Genomic DNA, 19,503 nt, shown 5'->3' with positions numbered 1-19,503 from the left:
CCGGAGGCGTGACCTACGTGGCCGGGCCGAGGAGGATGTCGGCCAGGCGCGGCAGGATGACGGCGGCGTCGGCCGAGAGGACGAGGGCTGCACGGGCATCAATCGGCGTGGGCTGGTAGTTGAAGACGATGACCTGGGCGCCGCGGCGTTGGGCCAGGAAGGGTAGATCAGCCGCGGGTTCGACCTCAAGGGATGAGCCAACCACGATAAACACATCACAGTGCAGGGCATCCTCTTGCGCCAGGCGCAGGGTGTTGTAGGAAAGCGGTTCGCCAAAGAGGATGGCGTCTGGTTTGAGCACTGCGCCGCAGTTGTCACAGCGCGGCAGCTCGCCGCGCTGTAGGAACGCGTCCCACAGGTCGCCGGCTGCGCGCTGGAAATGACAATCGAGGCAACTGGCGCTGCGCAGATGTCCATGCACCTCGTGTACCCGCTTCGATCCCGCGGCCTGGTGCAGGCTGTCAATGTTCTGCGTGATGATGCCATGCACCAGGTTGCCGGCCTCCAGGCGGGCGAGCGCCGTGTGTGCGGGGTTGGGCCTGGCTCCCAAAATCTGGGCTGCCAACGGTCGCATCCAGGCGTAGAAGCGCTCGGGCGCGGCGTGGAAGTTCCAGACCGAGGCCACTTCGAGCGGATCGAAGGTGGCCCACAGGCCGGACGTGGGGCTGCGGAAATCGGGAATGCCGGACGGGGTGCTGATGCCCGCGCCGGTCAAGGCAATGGTGCGAGTCGAGCGGCGCAGCAGATCGGCGGCGTGTTGCAGGCGTTCGTCCATGGTTGGATCCTTGGGTATCGAGGTGTGCGACCGCTGGTAGCGCAAGGAGAACCAGAGGGTCAAGCGTCGTGTGGCAAGTTGAATCAACGCCGAACGGATGCGCATCCATGCCGAGGTCATCGAGTCACTTTTCCTGTCACTCGCCAGATTGGCTCTAAATTCTGTCTCGCATCGCGTGTTGCATGATGCAATATAAATGTAACACAGGTTTGCGCCCATCGCAAATCCTATACGAACCGACGAATTCGCAAAACCTCCCGCGCGTTCTTCTGTTTGACAGTGAGTTCGTTTCAGGGTAAGATTGCTCTGTGTGAAGCCAAATCAAGTAGTGCGGCGTGTGATTGACGAGGCGCGGGACTGGGGACAGTTTGCCGCGCTGAGCGCCGGAGCCTGGCTTGCGGCCCGCGCGGCGCCGGCCCTCAGCGCAGCGGCGTTGGAACAACTGGCCGTTTGGCAGTGGCCGCGGGCGGCGGCGGCCCGACAGGGTCTGCTGCACAATGTGGGGCATGCCGTGCAGCGCTCCTGCGCTGATCCGGCCGTGGAACGCCTGGCCCAGCGTGCCTTTCGCCACCTGTGGCTCAACTACCGTGACCTGCTGCAGGCGCCGCGTCTCGACGCAGGCGCCTTGCACGAACGAGTGCAGATCGAAGGCGAGGCGGTATTGCAGCGCCTGCGCCGGCAGGAACAGGGCGCCATTCTACTCGGCGGTCATTTTGCCGGAGGTGAATTGGCGCTGCAGGCCCTGGCGGCGCGTGGCTGGCCGGCGCTCATTGCGGCCGAACGCCTGCAACCGCCCGCCCTGTTCGACTGGATGTGCCGCTTACGGGGCACGCACGGCCATCGTTTTGCCCCCAGCGATGCGCTCTTGACGCCCGTGGTACGGCGGCTGCGCCAGGGTGGCCTGGTCGGTCTGATGATGGATCGTGATACAACTGGCAGCGGTCGCACCGTCATGGTTTGCGGCGCGGCGGCCCGCCTGCCTGTGGGAGCGCTGCGTCTGAGCGTGCGCCTCGGCGTTCCGATCGTCCCGCTGCACGCCCAGCGTCGGCGCAACGGGAGCGTGCAGTTGACCATTCACGAGCCACTGGCGTTTGTCTCGACGCTGGCTGCAGAAGAAACACTGACCAATGGCCTGACCGCCCTGGCCGCTCAACTGGAGCGTTTGATTACATGGCAGCCCGACCAATGGGTGCTGACAACGCCGTTATGGGAAACGAGCGCCGCCGACGCATCATGCTCGTCTCACCATACGACATCGCCATACCGGGCGGCGTCACCAAGCACGTAATCGGCCTGGCGCAGGCATTGGAGCGACGAGGGCATTTTGTACGGGTACTGGCTCCCTGTTCGGCGCCGCCGGCGAGTCTCGCCGCGATCGGTCTCGATGGTACGCTGCAGAGTGTTTCGTCGCATGTGCTGAGCTGGCCTTATGCGGGCGCCGTGTCGCACATCAGCGTGGACCCGCGTATCGCCGGGCGCATTCGGTCCCTGCTGGCGGCCGACGCTTTCGACATCATGCATGTGCATGAGCCGCTGGCGCCTGGTGTTTCGTGGGCCGCGCTGGCTGCCGCCCACCGTTACCCCGGCACGCGCGTAGTGGGTACCTTTCACGCCTATCGTGAAGGTCCCAACCGCCTTTACCGCTGTGTGCGCCCCCTGTGGCGCGCGGCCATGCGCCTGCTCGACGGTCATGTCGCAGTTTCAACGGCCACCGCGGCATTTTGGAATCAGTTCGTGAATGCGTCTTTTCGCCTGATTCCCAACGGCATTGATGCGCAGCTCCTGCGCACCGTCGCGCCAGAGCGCGATAGGTTGGGCGCTCATGTCCTGTTCGTGGGACGCCTGGAGCCGCGCAAGGGGCTGGATGTCTTGTTGCGGGCCTGGCGCCAGGTTGAACGCCAGCACGCGGACGCCCGCTTGACGATCGCCGGCGCCTATACGCGGCAGGATGAGGCAACCTATCGGCGGCAGGCGGCAGAGCTGGCACTGCGGCGCATCCGCTTCGTGGGGCCGCAGAGCGAGGCCAGCCTGGCGGCCTGCTATCGGCAGGCAGATATTGTCTGTGCGCCGGCCCGCGGCTTCGAGAGCTTCGGTCTGGTGATTTTGGAGGCCATGGCGGCCGGCGTGCCGGTGGTGGCTTCGGATATTGCCGGCTACCGCACCCTGGTGACGCCCGACCGCGACGGACTCCTGGTGCCGGCCGGAGATGATGCCAGGCTGGCGACAGCCCTAACCGCGCTGTTGCGCGATCCCGAGCGCCGTCGCTGCTTGGGTGAGCAGGGGCTGCTGACCGCACGACGCTATACGTGGGATCATGTTGTCCCACGATTGCTCGCTTATTATGATGAAATCAATCATCCGTCAGAAGAAAAGTCAGAAGAAAAGTCAGAAGAAAAGCCAGAAGAAAAGTCAGAAGAAAAGTCAGAAGGAAAGTCAGAAGGAAAGAAACCGTAAGTCATGTTGACACAATTTTTGCGCCGGCAAGCCAGCGGCATCCTGGAACCGATCGCACGCACGATTCGCATCACCAATATCTCGCCCAATGTCTTGACCGTGATCGGTTTTCTCCTCACGGTCTGCGTGGGAGGCGTGTTGGCCGCCGGTTATCTACAGGTGGGCGGCATTCTCATGGTCGTTGCCGCCATTTTCGACGCCATTGATGGCACCCTGGCGCGCGTAACCAACCGCACCAGCCGTTTTGGCGCCTTCCTCGATTCCACGCTGGACCGCTACTCCGAAGCGGTCACTTTCTTTGGCCTGCTCATCTATTACAACGGGCAGGGCAACCGTATCGAGACGATCCTCATCTTTGCCACGCTGATCGGTTCGCTGCTGGTTAGCTACACACGGGCACGGGCGGAGGGTCTGGGAATTCAGATCAAGTCTGGTCTGTTCACACGGGTGGAGCGTGTCATCGTCCTGGCTTTTGGGTTGATTATCGGCTGGATGTCGCCGGTGCTGTGGATCCTGGCGCTGCTGACCAACTTCACCGCCGTGCAGCGCATCTACACCGTCTGGCGTATCACCGGCGGAGAGCAGGGCGGCTGACGCCTGCTCTCTCGTCGTCTGTAACTGCCAGCCAATCAAATCTGGCCCGGCGTGCCAAACTGGGCCTTTGGGTGCGTAGTCTTTTCAGTTTCATGGACGTCTTTCATCATTGAACACAGACGAAAAGCGGGTGCCCACGGTAACCTCGCTGCACGAGGCGAGGTTACTGGAGCGTGCGCGGACTTGTGACCCGCAAGCCCTGAGTCAGGTTTATGACCTGTACGCCGCACGCATCCACAGCTATGTCTATCACCGGGTTGGAGATGCCACCCTGGCTGAGGACTTGACCGGGCAGGTGTTCTTACGTATGTTGGAAGCCATACGTAACGATCATGCCTGGACTACGTCGTTCTCGGGCTGGCTCTACCGTATTGCCCACAACTTGGTGGTGGATCATTTCCGGCGCCGCGGCCGCAGCAGCCAGGTTGGCCTGGATGATGCCCCTGATATGCCGAGTGAACGGCACGACCCTGTGGACAGTGCCGAGCAGCGCCTGGCCGGAGATCATTTGCGCGCGGCCATCACCCGACTGACCGAGGAACAGGCACAGGTTGTTTCGCTGCGGTTTTTAGAAGAACGTAGTATTGCCGAGGTTGCACAAATCATTGGAAAGAGCGAGGGCGCCGTCAAAGCCTTACAGTATCGTGCCGTCATTGCCCTGCGCCGTATGATGGAAGGCGAGTCATGAGCGAGTTATTTTTCGATTCCATCTTCGAGGTGTGCTGCGTCCGTATCGAGCAGGGCGCCAGCATCGCCGAATGCCTGGCCAGCTACCCGGAGCTGAGCCGCTACCCTGAGCAGATGGCTGAACTAGCCGCAGCACTGGCCTTCGTGCCCACGCTGCAGACGCTGGCCGCACCTGTCCCGCCGCCGGCTCGGCTGCAGGGAGAGATCCGCCACCAGTTTCTGGCCGCGGCTGCCCGGATGACGCCCCCACCGCCGCGCGTACCGGCGACGTCGCCGGCACGACCGGCCCGCTCTGCGGCCTTACCGCGTCAGCGCCCGGCCCCGGCGCGCACCTGGTGGGAACGACTCCTGGAGCCGTTCATGTCCACGCGACCGCTCAGCCCGGCCTGGGCCACGATGCTCGTTTTGTTGGCCATCATCACATTCGGCACAGCCACCCTGTCCGTGGCCGAAGCCGCCCTGCCCGGGGACGCTCTGTATCCTATCAAGTTTGCGAGTAAGTCTGTTGGCCTGGCAGCCAGCCTTGCCGCGTATCCACAGGATGCCGAGAAGATCAATCGTACCTTCGACGAGGAGCGCACACGCGAACTACAGCAAGCACTCTATCTCAGGCCTTCGGTCCGATTTCGCCTGACCGGGATGGTTTCAGGCGTCCATCCTAATCAGCACATCATCTTCTTGGACCCCGGACTGAAAATCAGGGTGCCGCCAGAGTTGTGGGACGATCGCCTGGAACGCAACGTCATGGTCATCATCGAGGGTGTCACCGATCCTGGTTTTGGCTTGGCCCACGCTACCTCACTTGTGATTCCCGAGTGGAAGCCCCTGTACAGCCTGCCGCCGCAGGCGACGCCGACCCTGGGGCCTACACCGACCCTGGCGCCCGGCAAGACGCCGATGCCCAAGCCCACCCTCAAGCCACGCCCCACCCGGCGACCGCCGACCAACACGCCGCGACCGACGAATACGCCCCGGCGCACCGCTACCCCCACGCGCACGCCCCTGGCTACGCCCACGCCCACCCTGGTCTGGACCGCCACGCCCACGCCCACGCCCACGCCCGGCGACCTGACGCCGACCATGACGACCACACCGCCTGACATGACCGTGACGGTCACCGAAACGGCCACGCCGGCCGATGGCACGGCAACACCCACGCTCGACGTCACCCCGACGCCGACCGAGGCGGACATCACCCCGACGCCGACCGAGGCGGACATCACCCCGACGCCGACCGAGGCGGACGCCACCCCCACGCCGACCGATGCGGACGCCACCCCCACGCCGACCGATGCGGACGTCACCCCGACGCCGACCGAGGCGCCGACCGACACGCCTGTGCCGCCCACGGATACGCCCACGGATACGCCCGCGCCGCCGACCGACACGCCGGTACCGCCGACCGACACGCCGGTACCGCCAACCGACACGCCTGTGCCCACACCAACGGCACAGCCGGTCTCCGGTAGGCTGCTCCTTGTCCTCAGGGGATTCACATCGCAATTTGTGCGCTATCTCGATGGGGCGCCTGGCTGTTCGCACGCGCCCCGCACCCTCTTGTGCAACGTGTTTTGACAAGACACCCAAACTGAATACAATAGACCCTCATCACCTGATAAGCGCCATTTGATTCACCAGAATCCGCATCGTTTGTTTTTCTTCTCCCCCTCCCTGTTCCAAGATGTAGTCACCGTATTACTGCAGGAGAACCGATGGTCGTGCCCGTGGTTCAACTTGTCGTGGACAGCATCTCGCTGAGCTTTGGCCGTTCGCAAACGCTGGCGCGCGTCTCCACCACGGTACACCAGGGCGAAATCCTGGCCATCATCGGCCCCAATGGCGCTGGTAAGACCAGCCTGCTCAACTGCATCAACGGCTTCTACAAACCGCAGCAGGGACGCATCCTCTACCAGGGTCACGACCTGACACGTCTGCCCTCTTTTCGTATTCCGCAACTCGGGATTGCCCGCACCTTTCAGAACCTTGCGCTCTACACCGGCCTCAGCACCCTGGACAACCTGATGGCCGCACGCCATATTCATATGCACGCCGGCCTGCTTCAGTGTCTGCTCTACTGGGGCCTGGCCCATCGCGAAGACATCGCCCACCGCCGCGTGGTCGAAGAGATCATTGACTTCCTTGAAATAGAACATCATCGCAAGACGGTGGTGGGCGCGCTGCCCCATGGCTTGCGCAAACGGGTTGAACTGGGCCGCGCCCTGGCCCTGGAACCGAGCCTGCTGCTCCTGGACGAGCCGATGACCGGCATGAACCAGGAGGAGAAAGAAGACATGGCGCGCTTCATCCTTGACATCCACGAGCGCCGCGGTCTGACCATCGTCCTGATCGAACATGACATGGGCCTGGTCATGGACATCGCCGATCGTGTGGTCGTACTCGATTTCGGTCAAAAGATCGCCGAAGGCGCGCCGGATGAGATCAAGAACAATCCGGATGTCATTCGGGCCTATCTCGGTCAGGAGCAGAGCGCGTAACGCGGGGACATCTGCGCCCGACCGCAGTCGGTGTGGTTGCGTTGCTTGTCCGTCACGAATCAGAACAGAGGTAGGACTACTCCATGCCGCCGGAAACGTTGAGTCAGTTCTGGTTGGAGAATGTGCGCCGCTACCGCGGCAGCGCCAAAATCGCTGTGCGCCAAAAAAACCTGGGAATCTGGCAGGCGTATTCCTGGGAGCAGGAGTATGCGCAGGTGAGCGCGTTCAGCCAGGGACTGCTCGAGTTGGGCCTGCAGGCTGGTGATCGCGTCGCCATCATCGGCGACAACGACTGCGAGTACCTCTGGGGCGCGCTGGCCATCATGGCCGCCGGTGCGGCCGTCGTCGGTATCTTCACCGATGTCACCCCACGCGAAGTCGAGTACATTGTCACCCATGCGGATGCTACCTTCGTCCTGGCCGGAGACCAGGAACAGTGCGACAAGCTCTTGGAGATCAAACCCAACCTGCCTTTGGTCAAACGCGTCATCTATTGGGATGACCGTGGCCTCTGGTCCTACCACGATCCCTGGCTGATGCCTTTCCAGGCGGTCCGGGAACTGGGGCAGCAGGCCGCGGCCCAGGAGCCGGCGCGCTTCGACGCCCTGGTTGCGCGGGGCAAGAAGGACGATGCGGCCATGTTCTGCTACACCTCTGGCACCACCGGCCTGCCCAAGGGCGCCATGCTCAGTCATGGCAACTTCACCTACGCGGTGGCCGCGTTTGGCGAGATTGACCCCCGTCGCGACAGTGACAACTACGTCTCCTTCATTCCGATGGCCTGGATTGGCGGCGCCGCGCTCGACATCGCTCCCCACACCGTGGACGGGGTGATCCTCAACTTCGCCGAAGGGCCGGCCACCGTGCAGCAGAATATCCGTGAAATCTCGCCGGACTCCTTGCTCTACAACTCGCGCCTGTGGGAAAACCTGGTCGCCACGATCCGCGCCCGCATGCTGGACAGCAGCACGATCAATCGCCTGCTCTACCGGCTGTTCTTGCCGGTCGGCTACAAGGTGGCCGATTTCCAGTTTCGCAAACAGCCGGCGCCATTACTCTGGCGCCTGCTCTACCAGCTAGGCAATCTGATCGTCTTTCACCCCTTGCGCAGCCAGTTTGGCTTGCACAAGGCGCGCGCCGCGTACACCGCCGGCGCGGCCCTCAGCCCCGATGTCATGCGCTTCTTCCAGGCCCTGGGCTTATCCATACAGCAGATCTACGGCTCCACCGAGATTACGGGCGGCGCGGTGACGCATCGCCATGGCGATATCAAGTTCGAGTCGCTCGGCGCCCCGCTGACCGGCTCGGCCATGCGCATTTCAACCGCGGGCGAAATCCTCCTGGCCGGCCCCGGCCTCTTCTTGGGCTACCACAAGGACCCACAGGCCACGGCCGCCGTCATCGAGGTGGACGACCGGGGCGTGCGCTGGTTTCACACCGGCGATGCCGGACATATTGACGAAGATGGCCACCTCATCTACCTGGATCGTATGAAGGATATGATCGAACTGAGCAGCGGCGATCGGTATTCCCCGCAATATATCGAAGGGCGGCTCAAGTTCAGTCCCTACATCAGCCATGCCTTGACGCTTGGCGGGCCGCAGCAACGTTTCGTCGCGGCCCTCATCACCATTGATTTCGACAACGTCGGCCGCTGGGCTGAGAAGCGCGGCCTGGCTTTCACCACCTACACCGACCTGGCGCAGAAGCCGGAGGTGTACGAACTGATCCGCCAGGACGTGGCTGAGGTCAACCACACCCTGCCCACGCCTGCGCGGGTGCATAAGTTCGTTCTGCTGCACAAGGAGTTCGACGCCGATGAGGGTGAAATGACCCGCACACGCAAACTGCGCCGCGCCTTTCTTGCGGAACGTTACGCCGACATCATTGCAGCTATCTACGCTGGCCTGCCCGCGGCCAACGTCAGCGCCACCGTCACCTATCGCGATGGCCGTGAGAGCGTCATCGCCACGACGCTGCGCATCGAGACGCCGTGAGGAGAGGAGCGCCATGAACTGGCAACTGCTACCGCAATTCGCCGTTACCGGCCTGCTGGCCGGCGGCCCGATCGCCTTGATGGGGCTGGGACTGGTCTTGATCTTCAAGTCCTCGTACATCTTCAACTTTGCCCAGGGCCAACTGCTGCTCATGGGCACGTTGGTCACCTGGTGGTTAGCGGTCGAACTCGGCCTGCCGCTGTGGCTTGCCATCGTCCTGGCCTTGATCCTGTCGGCATTTTTCGGCTTTGCCATCGAGCGCCTGGCCCTGCGCCCCATGACCGGTCAACCGCTGCTCTCCATCATCCTGATGACGTTGGGACTCAGCCAGGTTTTACAGGGCCTGGCCCTACTCCTGTTTGGCGGCGTTCAGCGCAATTTTCCGCAGATCTTTTCCGCGGCCAACCCCTACAAGATCATCACCCCGTTCGTGTTCAACGACAAACCGATCGCCGTCATCCTGAAACAGAACCTGGTCTGGTCGTTCGTGATTGCCATCCTCGGTGTGATTGTCATTGGCGCATTCTTCCGCTTTACACGCACCGGCTTGGCCATGCGCGGCACATCGGAAGATCACGAACTGGCGCAGAGCATCGGCCTGCGCATCCATCGCATCTTCGGCATCTCGTGGGCATTGGCCGGTGTGGTCGCAACGACGGGGGGCATTCTGCTCGCCACCTCCAGCGGCCTGGACTTGAGCCTGTCCATCGTTGTTCTGGCGGCCTTTCCGGCTGTGTTGTTAGGCGGCCTGGAATCTATCCCAGGCACCATCATTGGCGGCCTGCTCATCGGTCTGGCGCAGGGCCTGGTGGCTGTCTCGCAGGTGCAGTTGATCCGCAACGCAGCCGAGATCATGCCCTATGTCGTCCTCATGGTGGTCCTCCTGCTGCGCCCTGAAGGCCTCTTGGGTCAGAAACGAATCGAGAGGATTTAACGAATGGCGGTCTTGCGTCCAGCCGGCGAGTTCGACGAAAGCTACGCGTATGACATGGCCACCCTGCGCCGGCCCTGGCAATGGGGTCTGCTTGGGTTGTTCATCCTGGCCCTCTACACGCTTCCCCTCTACGCCAGCCCCAGCGTGGTCAGCCTGGTCAACCGGATCGGCATCACCATCATCGCGGTCCAGGGGTTGAACCTGCTCACCGGCTACACCGGCCAGATCTCCCTGGGCCAGGCCGCGTTCATGACCACGGGCGGGTACATCTCCGCGCTGCTGGTCAACAACCTGGGCTGGTCCTTCTTCCTGGCTCTACCCGCCGCGGCGGTCGGCGCCGGCCTGGTTGGCTTGCTCTTCGGCCTGCCCTCGCTGCGGGTCAAGGGCTTCTACCTGGTCATGGCCACCCTGGCCGCGCAGTTCATCATTCCCTGGTTTACGCGCAACGCCTTTCCTGCGCTGCTCAACGGCGCGCAGGGCATCAATGTGAGCGTGCCGGAGCTGTTCGGCTATCAGTTCAACGAGGCCAGTCGCTATCTGGCCCTGACCCTCACGGTTCTGATCATCACCACCGTGGTGGCCCACAACGTCGCCCGTTCGCGCCTGGGGCGCGCCTTCGTCTCCATCCGCGATCATGACCTGGCCGCGGAACTGCTGGGGGTCAACCTCTTCACCTACAAGCTCCAGGCTTTCTTCCTGGCCGCGGTCTACGCGGGCATTGCCGGCGCGCTCTCGGCTCATCAACTGCGGCACATCAACTCTGAAACCTTCAACCTCACCGATTCCATCTTCCTGATGGGGATGTTGGTTGTCGGCGGTCTCGGCACCAGTCTGGGCCCCATTCTGGGCGCGATCTTGGTCGAGCTGTTGATCGAAGCCGCGACGCTGTTAGGGCCGATCTATGTTGGCCTGTTCCCCGGCAGCCCGATCGGCGCGGTGCAGGCCATGCGCCCGCTCTTCTTTGGCAGCGCGCTGATGTTCTTCTTGATCTTCGAGCCGCGCGGCCTATCGCACCGCTGGCAGATGTTGAAAGCGGCCTGGCGGCTGAGACCGTTTTCGCACTAGCATCCGATGAAGGAGGTGATTTTATCGTCTGATTTGCCACCACATGGCGAGATTGTCGCCGTCTTTTGACGTCAGTCGAAACTTGTCAAGCAACGCCGTTCCCCTCTTGCCCACCCTCCGTCGCGTCACAGGCATGAGCCTGGCATTGGCAACCCCACAGCACGTTCGCGTGCCTCATACGACCTGAAGGAGAAGAGATACCATGCGTAGACATCTGTTGACCCTGATTGTGATTGCGGTTTTGCTGGCCGCCTGCGCGCCGCAGGCCACGCCGGTCCCCCCCACCGCCACGCCCGTCCCACCTACCGCCACAACGGTGCCGCCCACAGCGACGCCTGTTCCGCCCACGCCCACGCCGCCGCCGCCCACACCGACGGTTGGGCCGCCCGACCTCAAGGGTAAGACGATTACCCTGTACCATTTTGGCGACCTCTCCGGCCCCTACGCGTCCATCACCGGACCCCTGGTGCATGGCGCCGAGGATGCCATCGCCGCGGTCAATGCCGCCGGCGGCATCTATGGCGCGCAGCTCGCCATCAAGTTCGCCGACACGGCCGGCAGCGTTGATGAGGCGGTTGCCGCGTATGAGCGTTTCACAGGCGAGGACAAGAATGTCCTCCTGATGATCACCTACGGCTCAGGCGAAGCAGAAGCGCTGGCTCCGCGCTTCGTACAGGACAAAATTCCGAACATCGCCGCCGGCCTTTCCTCCAAGGCGTTCTACGTCAACTCAGGCTACACCTTTGGCCTCGGCCCGATCTACCCCGATCAACTCGGCCTGGTCATGAAGTATCTGAAGGATAACTGGGCCAAGCACAAACCCACAGGCGCCGGCGATACCATCAAGTTGGCCTATGTTAGTTGGCCGAGCGCGTTCGGCCAGGGTGGTTTGACCACCGAGAGCCGCGCCTATCTCAAGGAACTGGGCGTCGAACTGGTGGCCGAGGAGAAGTACGACGTATCCCCCACGGCCGACACCACAACCGCCATCCTCAATGCGCAGGCCGCCGGCGCCAACGTCATCTGGACCAATACGCTGGCCTTTGGCCCGGCTGCCCTTCTGAACGATCTCAACAGCCTGGGGCTGCGCGATCAGTTCGTCGTGGCCGCCGATAACTGGGGCATGGACCTGGCGCTCTACGCCTTCCTGGCGCAGCCGGCCTATGGCGTTGGGTTGATCACTCCCTTCCCCTACCTGTGGTGGACCGACGCCAGCAATGCGGGCATCCAACAAGCGGAGGCACTTTTTGCGGCCAACAAGCGCACCAAGGGCGAGCACAACGTGGGCTATCTCCTGTTGATTGCCGGCGTGGACCTGGCCGCGGACGCCATCAGGCTGGCCGTTGACACGGTGGGCTACGACAATCTCACGGGCGAGGCCGTGCATGACGCGCTGATTGCGCTTGGCCCGCACGAACCGCTGAGCGGCGTGTTCCGCGTGGACTACTCGAACAACAGCCGTTCACCGCACCAATCCCAGATTCGCCAGATTCAGGGCGGACCGGACAAGTTCGTCGTCCTGCAGGACTGGACGCAGACGCCCGACCTGCGCCCGACCCAGTAGAGACGTTGCATTGCAACGTCTCTACGCTGACCTGCGTGGACGCGATGCCGGTCGGCGCAGGCCGACCTGGCGGCGGAACGCCCTTTCGCCCCGAATTCATTCGGCGGCGACAAAAGCCTCATCTCGCTCCTGACGCTCTTGGGACGCGGGGGCGGGATGAGGCAACCATGGTCATCGAAAATGCTCAAACTCAACAACATCGAAGTAATCTACCACGACGTTGTCCTGGTGTTGCGCGGGGTTTCTGTCGAGGTTCCGCCAGGCAAAATCGTCTGCCTGCTGGGGGCCAATGGCGCCGGCAAGACCACGACGCTGCGCGCGATCTCCGGCCTGCTGCGCACGCAGTTGGGCAAAGTCACCCGCGGCAGCATCGAGTTCGACGGCCAGCGCATCGAGCACTTGCCGCCGGAAGACATCGTGCAACTGGGAATTATCCAGGTGTTGGAAGGGCGGCGCCTCTTTCGGCATCTCACCGTGGAGGAGAACCTGCTCATCGGCGCGGTGGGGCGCTCCCACGCGGACGCCTCACCGGCACGCGACCTGGAACGGGTCTATCACTATTTTCCCCAGCTCAAGGAGATGCGCCAGCGCACCAGCGGCTACCTGTCGGGCGGTGAACAGCAGATGCTGGTCATCGGACGGGCGCTCATGGCCCATCCCAAGATCATGATGTTGGATGAGCCTTCGCTCGGCCTGGCCCCCTTGATCGTCGCCGAGATTTTCGACGTCATCAAGCAGTTGAGCAAGGATGGCAGTATGTCCATCGTGCTCGTAGAGCAGAATGCCCGCATCGCCCTGAGCGTCGCCGATCAGGCCTACGTCATGGAAAACGGGCATATCGTGCTGGAGGGCGCGGCCAGCCAGCTGGCTCAAAACGAGGACATCAAGGAGTTCTACCTGGGATTGACGCAGGTGGGAACGCGCAAGAGTTACCGCGACGTCAAGCACTACAAGCGACGGAAACGCTGGCTTGGATAATCAGGTTTTGGAGGTCAAAGGTTGCAATCATGATCAGTGATCTCGATGCTCGTGTGGCCGCGTTCGTGGCCGAGGCGTACGATCATGCGCCTGGTGTACGCCGCTGGTTCGAAGCCGCCGGCCTTACCCCGTCTGCTGTGCGGGGCGTGGCGGATCTCGCTAAAATTCCGGTCCTGACCAAAGACCGGATGGTTGAACTGCAGGCCGAGGAACCTCCCTTTGGCGGTTTCCTGGCCGTGCCGCTGGCAGAGGTCAAGCGCTTGTTCCTGTCCCCCGGCCCGCTCTATGAGCCACACGCCGATGAAACGGTCCTGTTCGATACGGCTGCGCCGCTCATGCAGTTGACCGGTCTGGGTCGCGGCAGCATCGTCCTGAATGCGCTCAGCTATCACCTGGTGCCAGCCGGCATGCTGATTGACCTGATGCTGCAGCACGTCGGCGCCATTGTTGTCCCGGTGGGGGTCGGTAACGCCGATCTGCAGGTGAAGATGATGCTCGATCTGGGCGTCAACGGCTACGTCGGCTCGGCAAGCTGGCTGATGACGCTGCTGCAGAAGGCGGAGGAGATGCAGATTCCGCGCACCGCGCTGGCGCTGCGCCAGGTGCTGCTTACAGCCGAACCGTTGGCTGGCCGCGTGCGCGCCAGTCTGGTCAACGACTATGGCCTGACTGTCACTAACGCCTACAGCACGGCCGAACTTGGTTTTCTGGCCTATGATCAGACCGGCGCCATGTCCATGCGTCTGTTGGACGGCCCCATCATCCAGATCGTAGATCGCGATAGCGGGGCCGCGGTCGGCCCTGGCGAGGCGGGCGAAGTGGTGGTGACCAACTTCAACCCCACCTATCCGCTCATTCGCTTTGGCACCGGCGACCTGGCGATGAACCTGGATCCGGCGCCCGGCGTCAGCCGGCAGAGCGAGCGGGCCATCACCCTGGTTGGCCGCGTGGGCGATGCTGTCAAGGTGCGCGGCATGTTCCTGCATCCAAACCAGGTGACCTTTGCCCTGGGCCGGTTTCCGATCGCGGCCCATCAGGTGGTGGTGCGCCGACCCGGCGTGCGCGACGAGTTGACCCTGCGCCTGGTCCTGTCCGATCCACAGGCCGACAGCGCCGCGCTGACAGAGCCGCTGAGCGCCGCGTTCAAGCAGGTGTGCCGCGTCAGCGTTGACGCCTTCGAGTTCGTCGCCGAGCTGGCCGCCAATGCACCCAAGATCGTGGACGAGCGCCGTTGGGATTAGCGGCAGTGAATCAGGTGATGATGATGGAGTTGTCGCTGCCCTGTACGTTTGGCTGGTAGGCGTCTGCGCTCCAGTCGTTGTGCCAATCGGTGCCGTTCACCAGGTAGCGAAACTGGTACTGGCGGCCGGCTTCCAGTTCCAGGGTAACCCGCCAGATGGCGTCGGTGTGGTCCTGGGTCAGGAAATCATGCTGTTTGTCCCAGTCGTTGAACTCACCCACCAGGGCCACGCGCTCAGCCCATACCGTCGAGGGCAGCTCGAACGTGACACGTAGGAATCCGGGGCGGGAAGATGGTGACTTTCGGATCATAATGGCGTATCCACAAGGTTGATTTTGGATGCACAGACCTGCTTTTATACTGCAAGCGGGCACGAATTGCGCCTGTTTCCTTAGGCGGAAAAAGTGAAGTCTATTCCCGCTTGCAGCATATTATACAAGAACTTGACGAAAATCACAACCTCCTGTAGAATCGCCCCATCTGTAAACCATTCCGCAGAATGGCACGATCGTAGGCATTGTGACTTCCGAAGTCCGCAGGGCTTCGGAAGTCTGTTGTACGACACTGAACGCATGGTGAGTTGATCTGTGTTCGAAACACTGACCGAAAAACTACAGGCCATCTTCGATAAACTATCGAGCCAGGGCCGCCTGACCGAAGCGGACGTAGACAAGGCGCTGCGCGAAGTGCGCATGGCCCTGTTGGAAGCCGACGTCAACTTCAAGGTGGTCAAGGCGTTCGTCGCGCGCATCCGCGAGCGGGCCGTGGGCGCCGAGGTGATGCAGAGCCTGACCCCCGCGCAGCAGGTGGTCAAGATCGTTCACGAGGAACTCATCACCATGCTGGGTACACCCGGCAAGCTGACGATGGCCTCCAACCCGCCGACGGTGATCATGATGGTGGGCCTGCAAGGCTCCGGCAAAACCACCACCGCGGCCAAACTGGCCCTGCGTCTGCGCAAGGCCGGCCAACGCCCGTTGCTGGTGGCCGCCGACACCTACCGGCCGGCCGCGATCACGCAGTTGGAAGTGCTGGGCAGGCAGTTGGACATCCCGGTGTATAGCGAGGGCGACCGGGTGTCACCGCCGCAGATTTGCGCCAACGCGCTGCAACGGGCCAAAGAGGGCGCGTACAACGTGGTGATCCTGGATACGGCCGGCCGCCTGCAGATTGACGACGCCATGATGGTCGAGTTGGAAGAGGTGAAGGCGCGCACCAAGCCGAACGACATCCTGCTCGTGGTGGACGCGATGACCGGGCAGGAAGCGGTGCGCGTGGCAGAAGGTTTCCATCAGCGCGTGGCGATCACCGGCCTGATCCTGACCAAGGTGGACGGCGATGCGCGCGGCGGCGCCGCCCTTTCCATCCGTGAAGTGACCGGCGTGCCCATCAAGTTCCTGGGCATTGGCGAAAAGACGGATGCCCTGGAACCGTATCACCCAGATCGCCTGGCTTCGCGTATCCTGGGCATGGGCGATATGCTGACCCTCATCGAAAAGGCCGAGTCTTCCCTTGACAAGACGAAGGCCGAGGCGATGGGCAAGCGCCTGCTCAAGGGCGATTTCGATCTGGAAGACTTCCTCAATCAGTTGCGCGAAGTCAAAAAGCTGGGACCGCTCAGCCAGTTGCTCGACATGATTCCGGGCATGTCGCGTGTGAGTAAGGATATTTCCCCGGAAGTGACCGATGGGCAGATGAAGACCATCGAGGCCATGATCTGTTCGATGACCGTGCCCGAGCGCCGTGATCCTGATCTCATCAACGGGAGTCGCAAGCGACGCATTGCGCGCGGGTCAGGCACCTCCGTGGCCCAGTTGAACGATCTCCTCTCGCAATTCCGGCAGATGCAGCGCCTGATGAAACAGATGTCGGGCCAACGACGCGGGCGCGGTGGATTGCAGGGGCTTTTGGGCATGTTACGTTAAGCAGCACGCTGCTCAGGATAGAAAAGGAGTTCGAGAGTACCTATGGTCCGTATTCGTATGCGCCGCATGGGCGCCAAAAAACAGCCAACCTATCGTATCGTCGTCGCCGACAGTCGCTCACCGCGCGATGGTCGCTTTATCGAGTCCCTGGGCTATTTCAATCCCCGCACCGAGCCGGAGACCGTTGTGCTCGATAACGAGCGCGCGGGCTACTGGATCGGCGTCGGCGCCCAGCCATCAGAAGCCGTGGCCCGTGTCCTGTTTCGCCAGGGCGTGCTGAGCAAGGCGCCGTGGGAAGCGTGACCAGCGCTGATCCAGGAGATTCAGGCATGAAAGAACTGATCGAGTACATCGCGCAAGGACTGGTGGATGAACCAGAGCAGGTGCGGGTGCGCGAACATGTGACGCCCCAGGAGATCGGCCTGGAACTGCACGTGGCTCCGTCCGATATGGGCCGCATCATCGGCAAGAGCGGGCGCGTGGTCAACGCGATGCGCATCTTGCTACGGGTGTCGGCCGTGCGCCGCGGCAAACGGGCTTCGCTGGAAGTGCATTAGCGTCGGAGTCCCGAACTTGTTCTGGGAGTGACAGGATGAGTCCTCGGCTCCGGTCACATCGTCTGCATGACGGCTCACCAGCGGCCCGCACAACACGCCGCTTCTGCATGGCCGCTGAGAACAAAGGACGAACCCGTTTGATTCGTCCTTTGTTTTTTACACGCCTGCTCTCACACCAATCAGAATTGACCCATGTCGTCAACATCCACTGCATCGCTTCAACCTAGCGCGTCAGCGCCTGAGTACATCGTCATCGGGCGGATTACCCGTGCCCACGGCTTGGGCGGGCAAGTTGTGGTCAGTTTCGAGACCGCGTGGCCGCGGCGCTTTCTCAGCGTGCCGCGCGTGTTTGTGGGCGATACCAACCTGCCCGTCGGTGTCGCCGCGGTGCGCTTGACGCCTCGCTACGCGCTGCTCAGCCTGATCGGCGTGGAGACGCGCCGCGACGCGGAAAACCTGCGCGGACTGTGGGTAAAACTGCCGGCGGCCGAAGCGATGAAGTTGGGCCGGGGTGAATTCTTCGTCCACCAGATCGTGGGCCTGGCCGTGGTGACACGCGCGGGCGACCTGATCGGCCACGTCCAGGACGTGCTCTTCACCGGCGCCAACGATGTCTACGTCATCCGCACCGCCGCCGGTGAAATGCTGCTGCCGGCCGTGGAGGATGTCATCCATGAGATCATCCTGGATGAAGGTCGCATGGTCGTCAGCGTGCCGGCGGGCATCGGCTGAATCCGGCGCGTTCGTCCGGCACGGCGTTCACGCAGGCGGACGCCTGGCGGTGCGCCCTTTAGGTGCGATTTTAATCGCTCTTTCAATCGCCGGCCCCCCTGTAGGCGGCGCGGTCGTACCAGAAAGAGAGGCTGACATGAGCGATTTACGTTTCTGGCTCGGCTTCAACAGCGTGTCCGGGATTGGGCCGGCGCGCTTACGTGCGCTGCTCGATTTCTTCGGGGATATCGAGCGCGCCTGGCACGGTTCGCTTAACGACCTGCGCGAGGCCGGGCTGGACCGCCGTTCGTTGACCAACCTGGTGGACGCCCGCCAGCGACTCGATCTCGATCAGTTGCTGAGCCGCCTGGAGCAGAGCGGCGCGCATGCCCTGACCTGGGACGACGATGCCTACCCGGCCAGCCTGCGCACGGTTTATGACCCGCCGCCGCTGCTCTTTGTCAAAGGCACCATCACTGTGGACGACGCCTGGAGCGTGGCCGTGGTGGGCACGCGCAACCCCACCGCCTACGGCCGTGAAGTGGCGCGGCAGTTAGCCACCGACCTGGTGCGCAATCGGATCACGGTGGTCAGCGGCCTGGCGCGGGGCGTGGATGCCCAGGCTCATCGCGCCGCGCTGGATGGCGGCGGCCGCACGTTGGCGGTGCTGGGCTGCGGCGTGGATGTGATTTATCCGTATGAACACCGGCGACTGGCGCAGGAGATCTGCGAGGCAGGGGCGCTGATCTCTGATTATCCGCTGGGCACCTTGCCGGAGGCGAACAATTTTCCGCCGCGCAATCGCATCATCAGCGGGCTGTCGCTGGGCGTGGTGGTAGTCGAGGCGGGCACGGTCAGTGGCGCCCTGATTACGGCGCAGTTTGCCACCGAGCAGGGGCGTGAGGTGTTTGCGGTGCCCGGCTCCATCCTACAGCGCAACAGCGAGGGCACCAATCGCCTGATTCGTGACGGCGCACGGCCCGTCCTGGGCGTGGAGGACATCCTGCAGGAGTTGAACCTCAAGCAGGTGGCGCAGCAGGCCGAGGCGCGCACGCTCTTTCCGGCGGATGAAACCGAGGCCCTGCTGGTCAAGCACCTGTCGAGCGAGCCGCGCCACATCAATGACGTGGCCCACGCCACCGGCCTGCCGATGGCGACGGTTGCCAGCACGCTGACGCTGATGGAACTGAAGGGACTCGTGCGCCAGGTCGGCGGCATGAGTTATGTCCTGACCCGCGACACCCGTCTGCGTGATGGTTGAGACTGACGCCCGCGAGCCGGGTCTGGTTGCCTGTGCAATTATCTTTTTCTGGAGTTAGTTCGTAATGTCCGATGATTCAGCCATTTCTCCCGCGCCTGTGATCGAGGCATACTGCGTCAAGTGCCGCATCAAGCGCGAGATTCAGCACGCGCAGTTTGTATTCAACGTGCGCGGCCAACCGGTGACGCGCGGCGCCTGTCCGGTCTGCGGCACAACCCTGTTTCGACTGGGCGACACGGCCGGTCACGCCGGTTTGACGAGGCCGG

At 62.8% G+C, this 19,503-nt stretch carries 19 protein-coding genes; 17 read left to right on the top strand and 2 right to left on the bottom strand.

The features are described from left to right. Nucleotides 1–13: 13 nt before the first annotated feature. A complete protein-coding gene (locus tag IPM84_17535) occupies nucleotides 14–775 on the bottom strand; it encodes an NAD-dependent deacylase (GenBank protein MBK9094529.1) in 762 nt (253 codons plus the stop codon). Between the two features lie 310 nt (nucleotides 776–1,085). Here IPM84_17535 and IPM84_17530 point away from each other — a divergent pair, with 310 nt between their 5' ends. The 12 genes from IPM84_17530 to IPM84_17475 all read left to right on the top strand — a co-directional run bounded on the left by IPM84_17530 (nucleotide 1,086) and on the right by IPM84_17475 (nucleotide 14,784). Then, nucleotides 1,086–2,063, top strand: coding sequence for a lysophospholipid acyltransferase family protein (locus IPM84_17530; GenBank protein ID MBK9094528.1), 978 nt, complete (start codon nucleotides 1,086–1,088; stop codon nucleotides 2,061–2,063). Further along, the gene (locus IPM84_17525; GenBank protein MBK9094527.1) at nucleotides 2,009–3,229 is read left to right on the top strand and encodes a glycosyltransferase family 4 protein; all 1,221 of its coding nucleotides are present in this window, start codon (nucleotides 2,009–2,011) and stop codon (nucleotides 3,227–3,229) included. Before IPM84_17530 ends, IPM84_17525 begins: the two co-directional genes overlap by 55 nt. 3 nt (nucleotides 3,230–3,232) lie before the next feature. After that, a complete protein-coding gene (locus IPM84_17520) occupies nucleotides 3,233–3,823 on the top strand; it encodes a CDP-alcohol phosphatidyltransferase family protein (GenBank protein ID MBK9094526.1) in 591 nt (196 codons plus the stop codon). Between the two features lie 109 nt (nucleotides 3,824–3,932). Beyond that, nucleotides 3,933–4,511, top strand: coding sequence for a sigma-70 family RNA polymerase sigma factor (locus tag IPM84_17515; protein ID MBK9094525.1), 579 nt, complete (start codon nucleotides 3,933–3,935; stop codon nucleotides 4,509–4,511). Beyond that, nucleotides 4,508–6,085, top strand: a complete 1,578-nt coding sequence (locus tag IPM84_17510; protein MBK9094524.1) for a hypothetical protein — start codon at nucleotides 4,508–4,510, stop codon at nucleotides 6,083–6,085. Before IPM84_17515 ends, IPM84_17510 begins: the two co-directional genes overlap by 4 nt. 137 nt (nucleotides 6,086–6,222) lie before the next feature. Next, entirely contained in the window at nucleotides 6,223–7,005 is a 783-nt protein-coding gene (locus tag IPM84_17505) for an ABC transporter ATP-binding protein (protein ID MBK9094523.1), read from the top strand. Nucleotides 7,006–7,088: 83 nt separating this feature from the next. Beyond that, the gene (locus IPM84_17500; protein ID MBK9094522.1) at nucleotides 7,089–9,002 is read left to right on the top strand and encodes an AMP-binding protein; all 1,914 of its coding nucleotides are present in this window, start codon (nucleotides 7,089–7,091) and stop codon (nucleotides 9,000–9,002) included. A 13-nt stretch (nucleotides 9,003–9,015) separates the two neighbouring features. Beyond that, nucleotides 9,016–9,936 (top strand): branched-chain amino acid ABC transporter permease, encoded by a 921-nt coding sequence (locus tag IPM84_17495; GenBank protein MBK9094521.1) that lies wholly within the window; start codon nucleotides 9,016–9,018, stop codon nucleotides 9,934–9,936. A 3-nt stretch (nucleotides 9,937–9,939) separates the two neighbouring features. Beyond that, on the top strand, nucleotides 9,940–11,001 hold the full coding sequence (locus IPM84_17490) for a branched-chain amino acid ABC transporter permease (GenBank protein MBK9094520.1): 1,062 nt from the start codon (nucleotides 9,940–9,942) through the stop codon (nucleotides 10,999–11,001). Nucleotides 11,002–11,203: 202 nt separating this feature from the next. Further along, the gene (locus IPM84_17485; GenBank protein MBK9094519.1) at nucleotides 11,204–12,565 is read left to right on the top strand and encodes an ABC transporter substrate-binding protein; all 1,362 of its coding nucleotides are present in this window, start codon (nucleotides 11,204–11,206) and stop codon (nucleotides 12,563–12,565) included. Between the two features lie 180 nt (nucleotides 12,566–12,745). Next, a complete protein-coding gene (locus tag IPM84_17480; protein MBK9094518.1) occupies nucleotides 12,746–13,543 on the top strand; it encodes an ABC transporter ATP-binding protein in 798 nt (265 codons plus the stop codon). Nucleotides 13,544–13,572: 29 nt separating this feature from the next. Then, nucleotides 13,573–14,784, top strand: coding sequence for a phenylacetate--CoA ligase family protein (locus IPM84_17475; GenBank protein ID MBK9094517.1), 1,212 nt, complete (start codon nucleotides 13,573–13,575; stop codon nucleotides 14,782–14,784). Between the two features lie 10 nt (nucleotides 14,785–14,794). On the opposite strand, the gene IPM84_17470 is transcribed toward IPM84_17475, so the two are convergent. Next, nucleotides 14,795–15,094 carry an isoamylase early set domain-containing protein gene (locus tag IPM84_17470; protein MBK9094516.1) on the bottom strand — a complete coding sequence of 100 codons (300 nt, stop codon included), beginning with the start codon at nucleotides 15,092–15,094 and terminating at the stop codon, nucleotides 14,795–14,797. Nucleotides 15,095–15,370: 276 nt separating this feature from the next. Between IPM84_17470 and ffh the strand changes: the two genes are divergently transcribed. The 5 genes from ffh to dprA all read left to right on the top strand — a co-directional run bounded on the left by ffh (nucleotide 15,371) and on the right by dprA (nucleotide 19,237). Further along, complete coding sequence (ffh, locus tag IPM84_17465; GenBank protein MBK9094515.1) at nucleotides 15,371–16,708, top strand: signal recognition particle protein; 1,338 nt, start codon at nucleotides 15,371–15,373, stop codon at nucleotides 16,706–16,708. Between the two features lie 42 nt (nucleotides 16,709–16,750). Then, nucleotides 16,751–17,011: a 30S ribosomal protein S16 gene (rpsP, locus tag IPM84_17460; protein ID MBK9094514.1), complete on the top strand. Its 261-nt coding sequence runs from the start codon at nucleotides 16,751–16,753 to the stop codon at nucleotides 17,009–17,011. A gap of 26 nt (nucleotides 17,012–17,037) precedes the next feature. Continuing rightward, on the top strand, nucleotides 17,038–17,265 hold the full coding sequence (locus tag IPM84_17455) for a KH domain-containing protein (GenBank protein MBK9094513.1): 228 nt from the start codon (nucleotides 17,038–17,040) through the stop codon (nucleotides 17,263–17,265). A 192-nt stretch (nucleotides 17,266–17,457) separates the two neighbouring features. Beyond that, entirely contained in the window at nucleotides 17,458–17,997 is a 540-nt protein-coding gene (gene rimM, locus IPM84_17450) for a 16S rRNA processing protein RimM (protein MBK9094512.1), read from the top strand. A 136-nt stretch (nucleotides 17,998–18,133) separates the two neighbouring features. After that, complete coding sequence (dprA, locus tag IPM84_17445) at nucleotides 18,134–19,237, top strand: DNA-protecting protein DprA (GenBank protein ID MBK9094511.1); 1,104 nt, start codon at nucleotides 18,134–18,136, stop codon at nucleotides 19,235–19,237. Nucleotides 19,238–19,503 lie beyond the last annotated feature (266 nt).

Origin of the sequence: Candidatus Amarolinea dominans (assembly GCA_016719785.1) — a bacterium.
Taxonomy (GTDB): domain Bacteria; phylum Chloroflexota; class Anaerolineae; order SSC4; family Amarolineaceae; genus Amarolinea; species Amarolinea dominans.
The sequence above is the reverse complement of the archived record's forward strand: the minus strand, read 5'-3'. Positions and strand labels throughout refer to the sequence as shown.

Excerpts from the sequence above, each read along its gene's own strand:
- IPM84_17535 (MBK9094529.1), bottom strand. The coding sequence starts at position 775 with ATGGACGAACGCCTGCAACACGCCGCCGATCTGCTGCGCCGCTCGACT.
- IPM84_17505 (MBK9094523.1), top strand. The coding sequence starts at position 6,223 with ATGGTCGTGCCCGTGGTTCAACTTGTCGTGGACAGCATCTCGCTGAGC.
- rimM (MBK9094512.1), top strand. The coding sequence starts at position 17,458 with ATGTCGTCAACATCCACTGCATCGCTTCAACCTAGCGCGTCAGCGCCT.
- IPM84_17455 (MBK9094513.1), top strand. The coding sequence starts at position 17,038 with ATGAAAGAACTGATCGAGTACATCGCGCAAGGACTGGTGGATGAACCA.
- IPM84_17520 (MBK9094526.1), top strand. The coding sequence starts at position 3,233 with ATGTTGACACAATTTTTGCGCCGGCAAGCCAGCGGCATCCTGGAACCG.
- IPM84_17495 (MBK9094521.1), top strand. The coding sequence starts at position 9,016 with ATGAACTGGCAACTGCTACCGCAATTCGCCGTTACCGGCCTGCTGGCC.
- rpsP (MBK9094514.1), top strand. The coding sequence starts at position 16,751 with ATGGTCCGTATTCGTATGCGCCGCATGGGCGCCAAAAAACAGCCAACC.
- IPM84_17525 (MBK9094527.1), top strand. The coding sequence starts at position 2,009 with ATGCTCGTCTCACCATACGACATCGCCATACCGGGCGGCGTCACCAAG.
- IPM84_17480 (MBK9094518.1), top strand. The coding sequence starts at position 12,746 with ATGCTCAAACTCAACAACATCGAAGTAATCTACCACGACGTTGTCCTG.
- IPM84_17500 (MBK9094522.1), top strand. The coding sequence starts at position 7,089 with ATGCCGCCGGAAACGTTGAGTCAGTTCTGGTTGGAGAATGTGCGCCGC.
- IPM84_17510 (MBK9094524.1), top strand. The coding sequence starts at position 4,508 with ATGAGCGAGTTATTTTTCGATTCCATCTTCGAGGTGTGCTGCGTCCGT.
- IPM84_17470 (MBK9094516.1), bottom strand. The coding sequence starts at position 15,094 with ATGATCCGAAAGTCACCATCTTCCCGCCCCGGATTCCTACGTGTCACG.
- IPM84_17475 (MBK9094517.1), top strand. The coding sequence starts at position 13,573 with ATGATCAGTGATCTCGATGCTCGTGTGGCCGCGTTCGTGGCCGAGGCG.
- IPM84_17485 (MBK9094519.1), top strand. The coding sequence starts at position 11,204 with ATGCGTAGACATCTGTTGACCCTGATTGTGATTGCGGTTTTGCTGGCC.
- dprA (MBK9094511.1), top strand. The coding sequence starts at position 18,134 with ATGAGCGATTTACGTTTCTGGCTCGGCTTCAACAGCGTGTCCGGGATT.
- IPM84_17490 (MBK9094520.1), top strand. The coding sequence starts at position 9,940 with ATGGCGGTCTTGCGTCCAGCCGGCGAGTTCGACGAAAGCTACGCGTAT.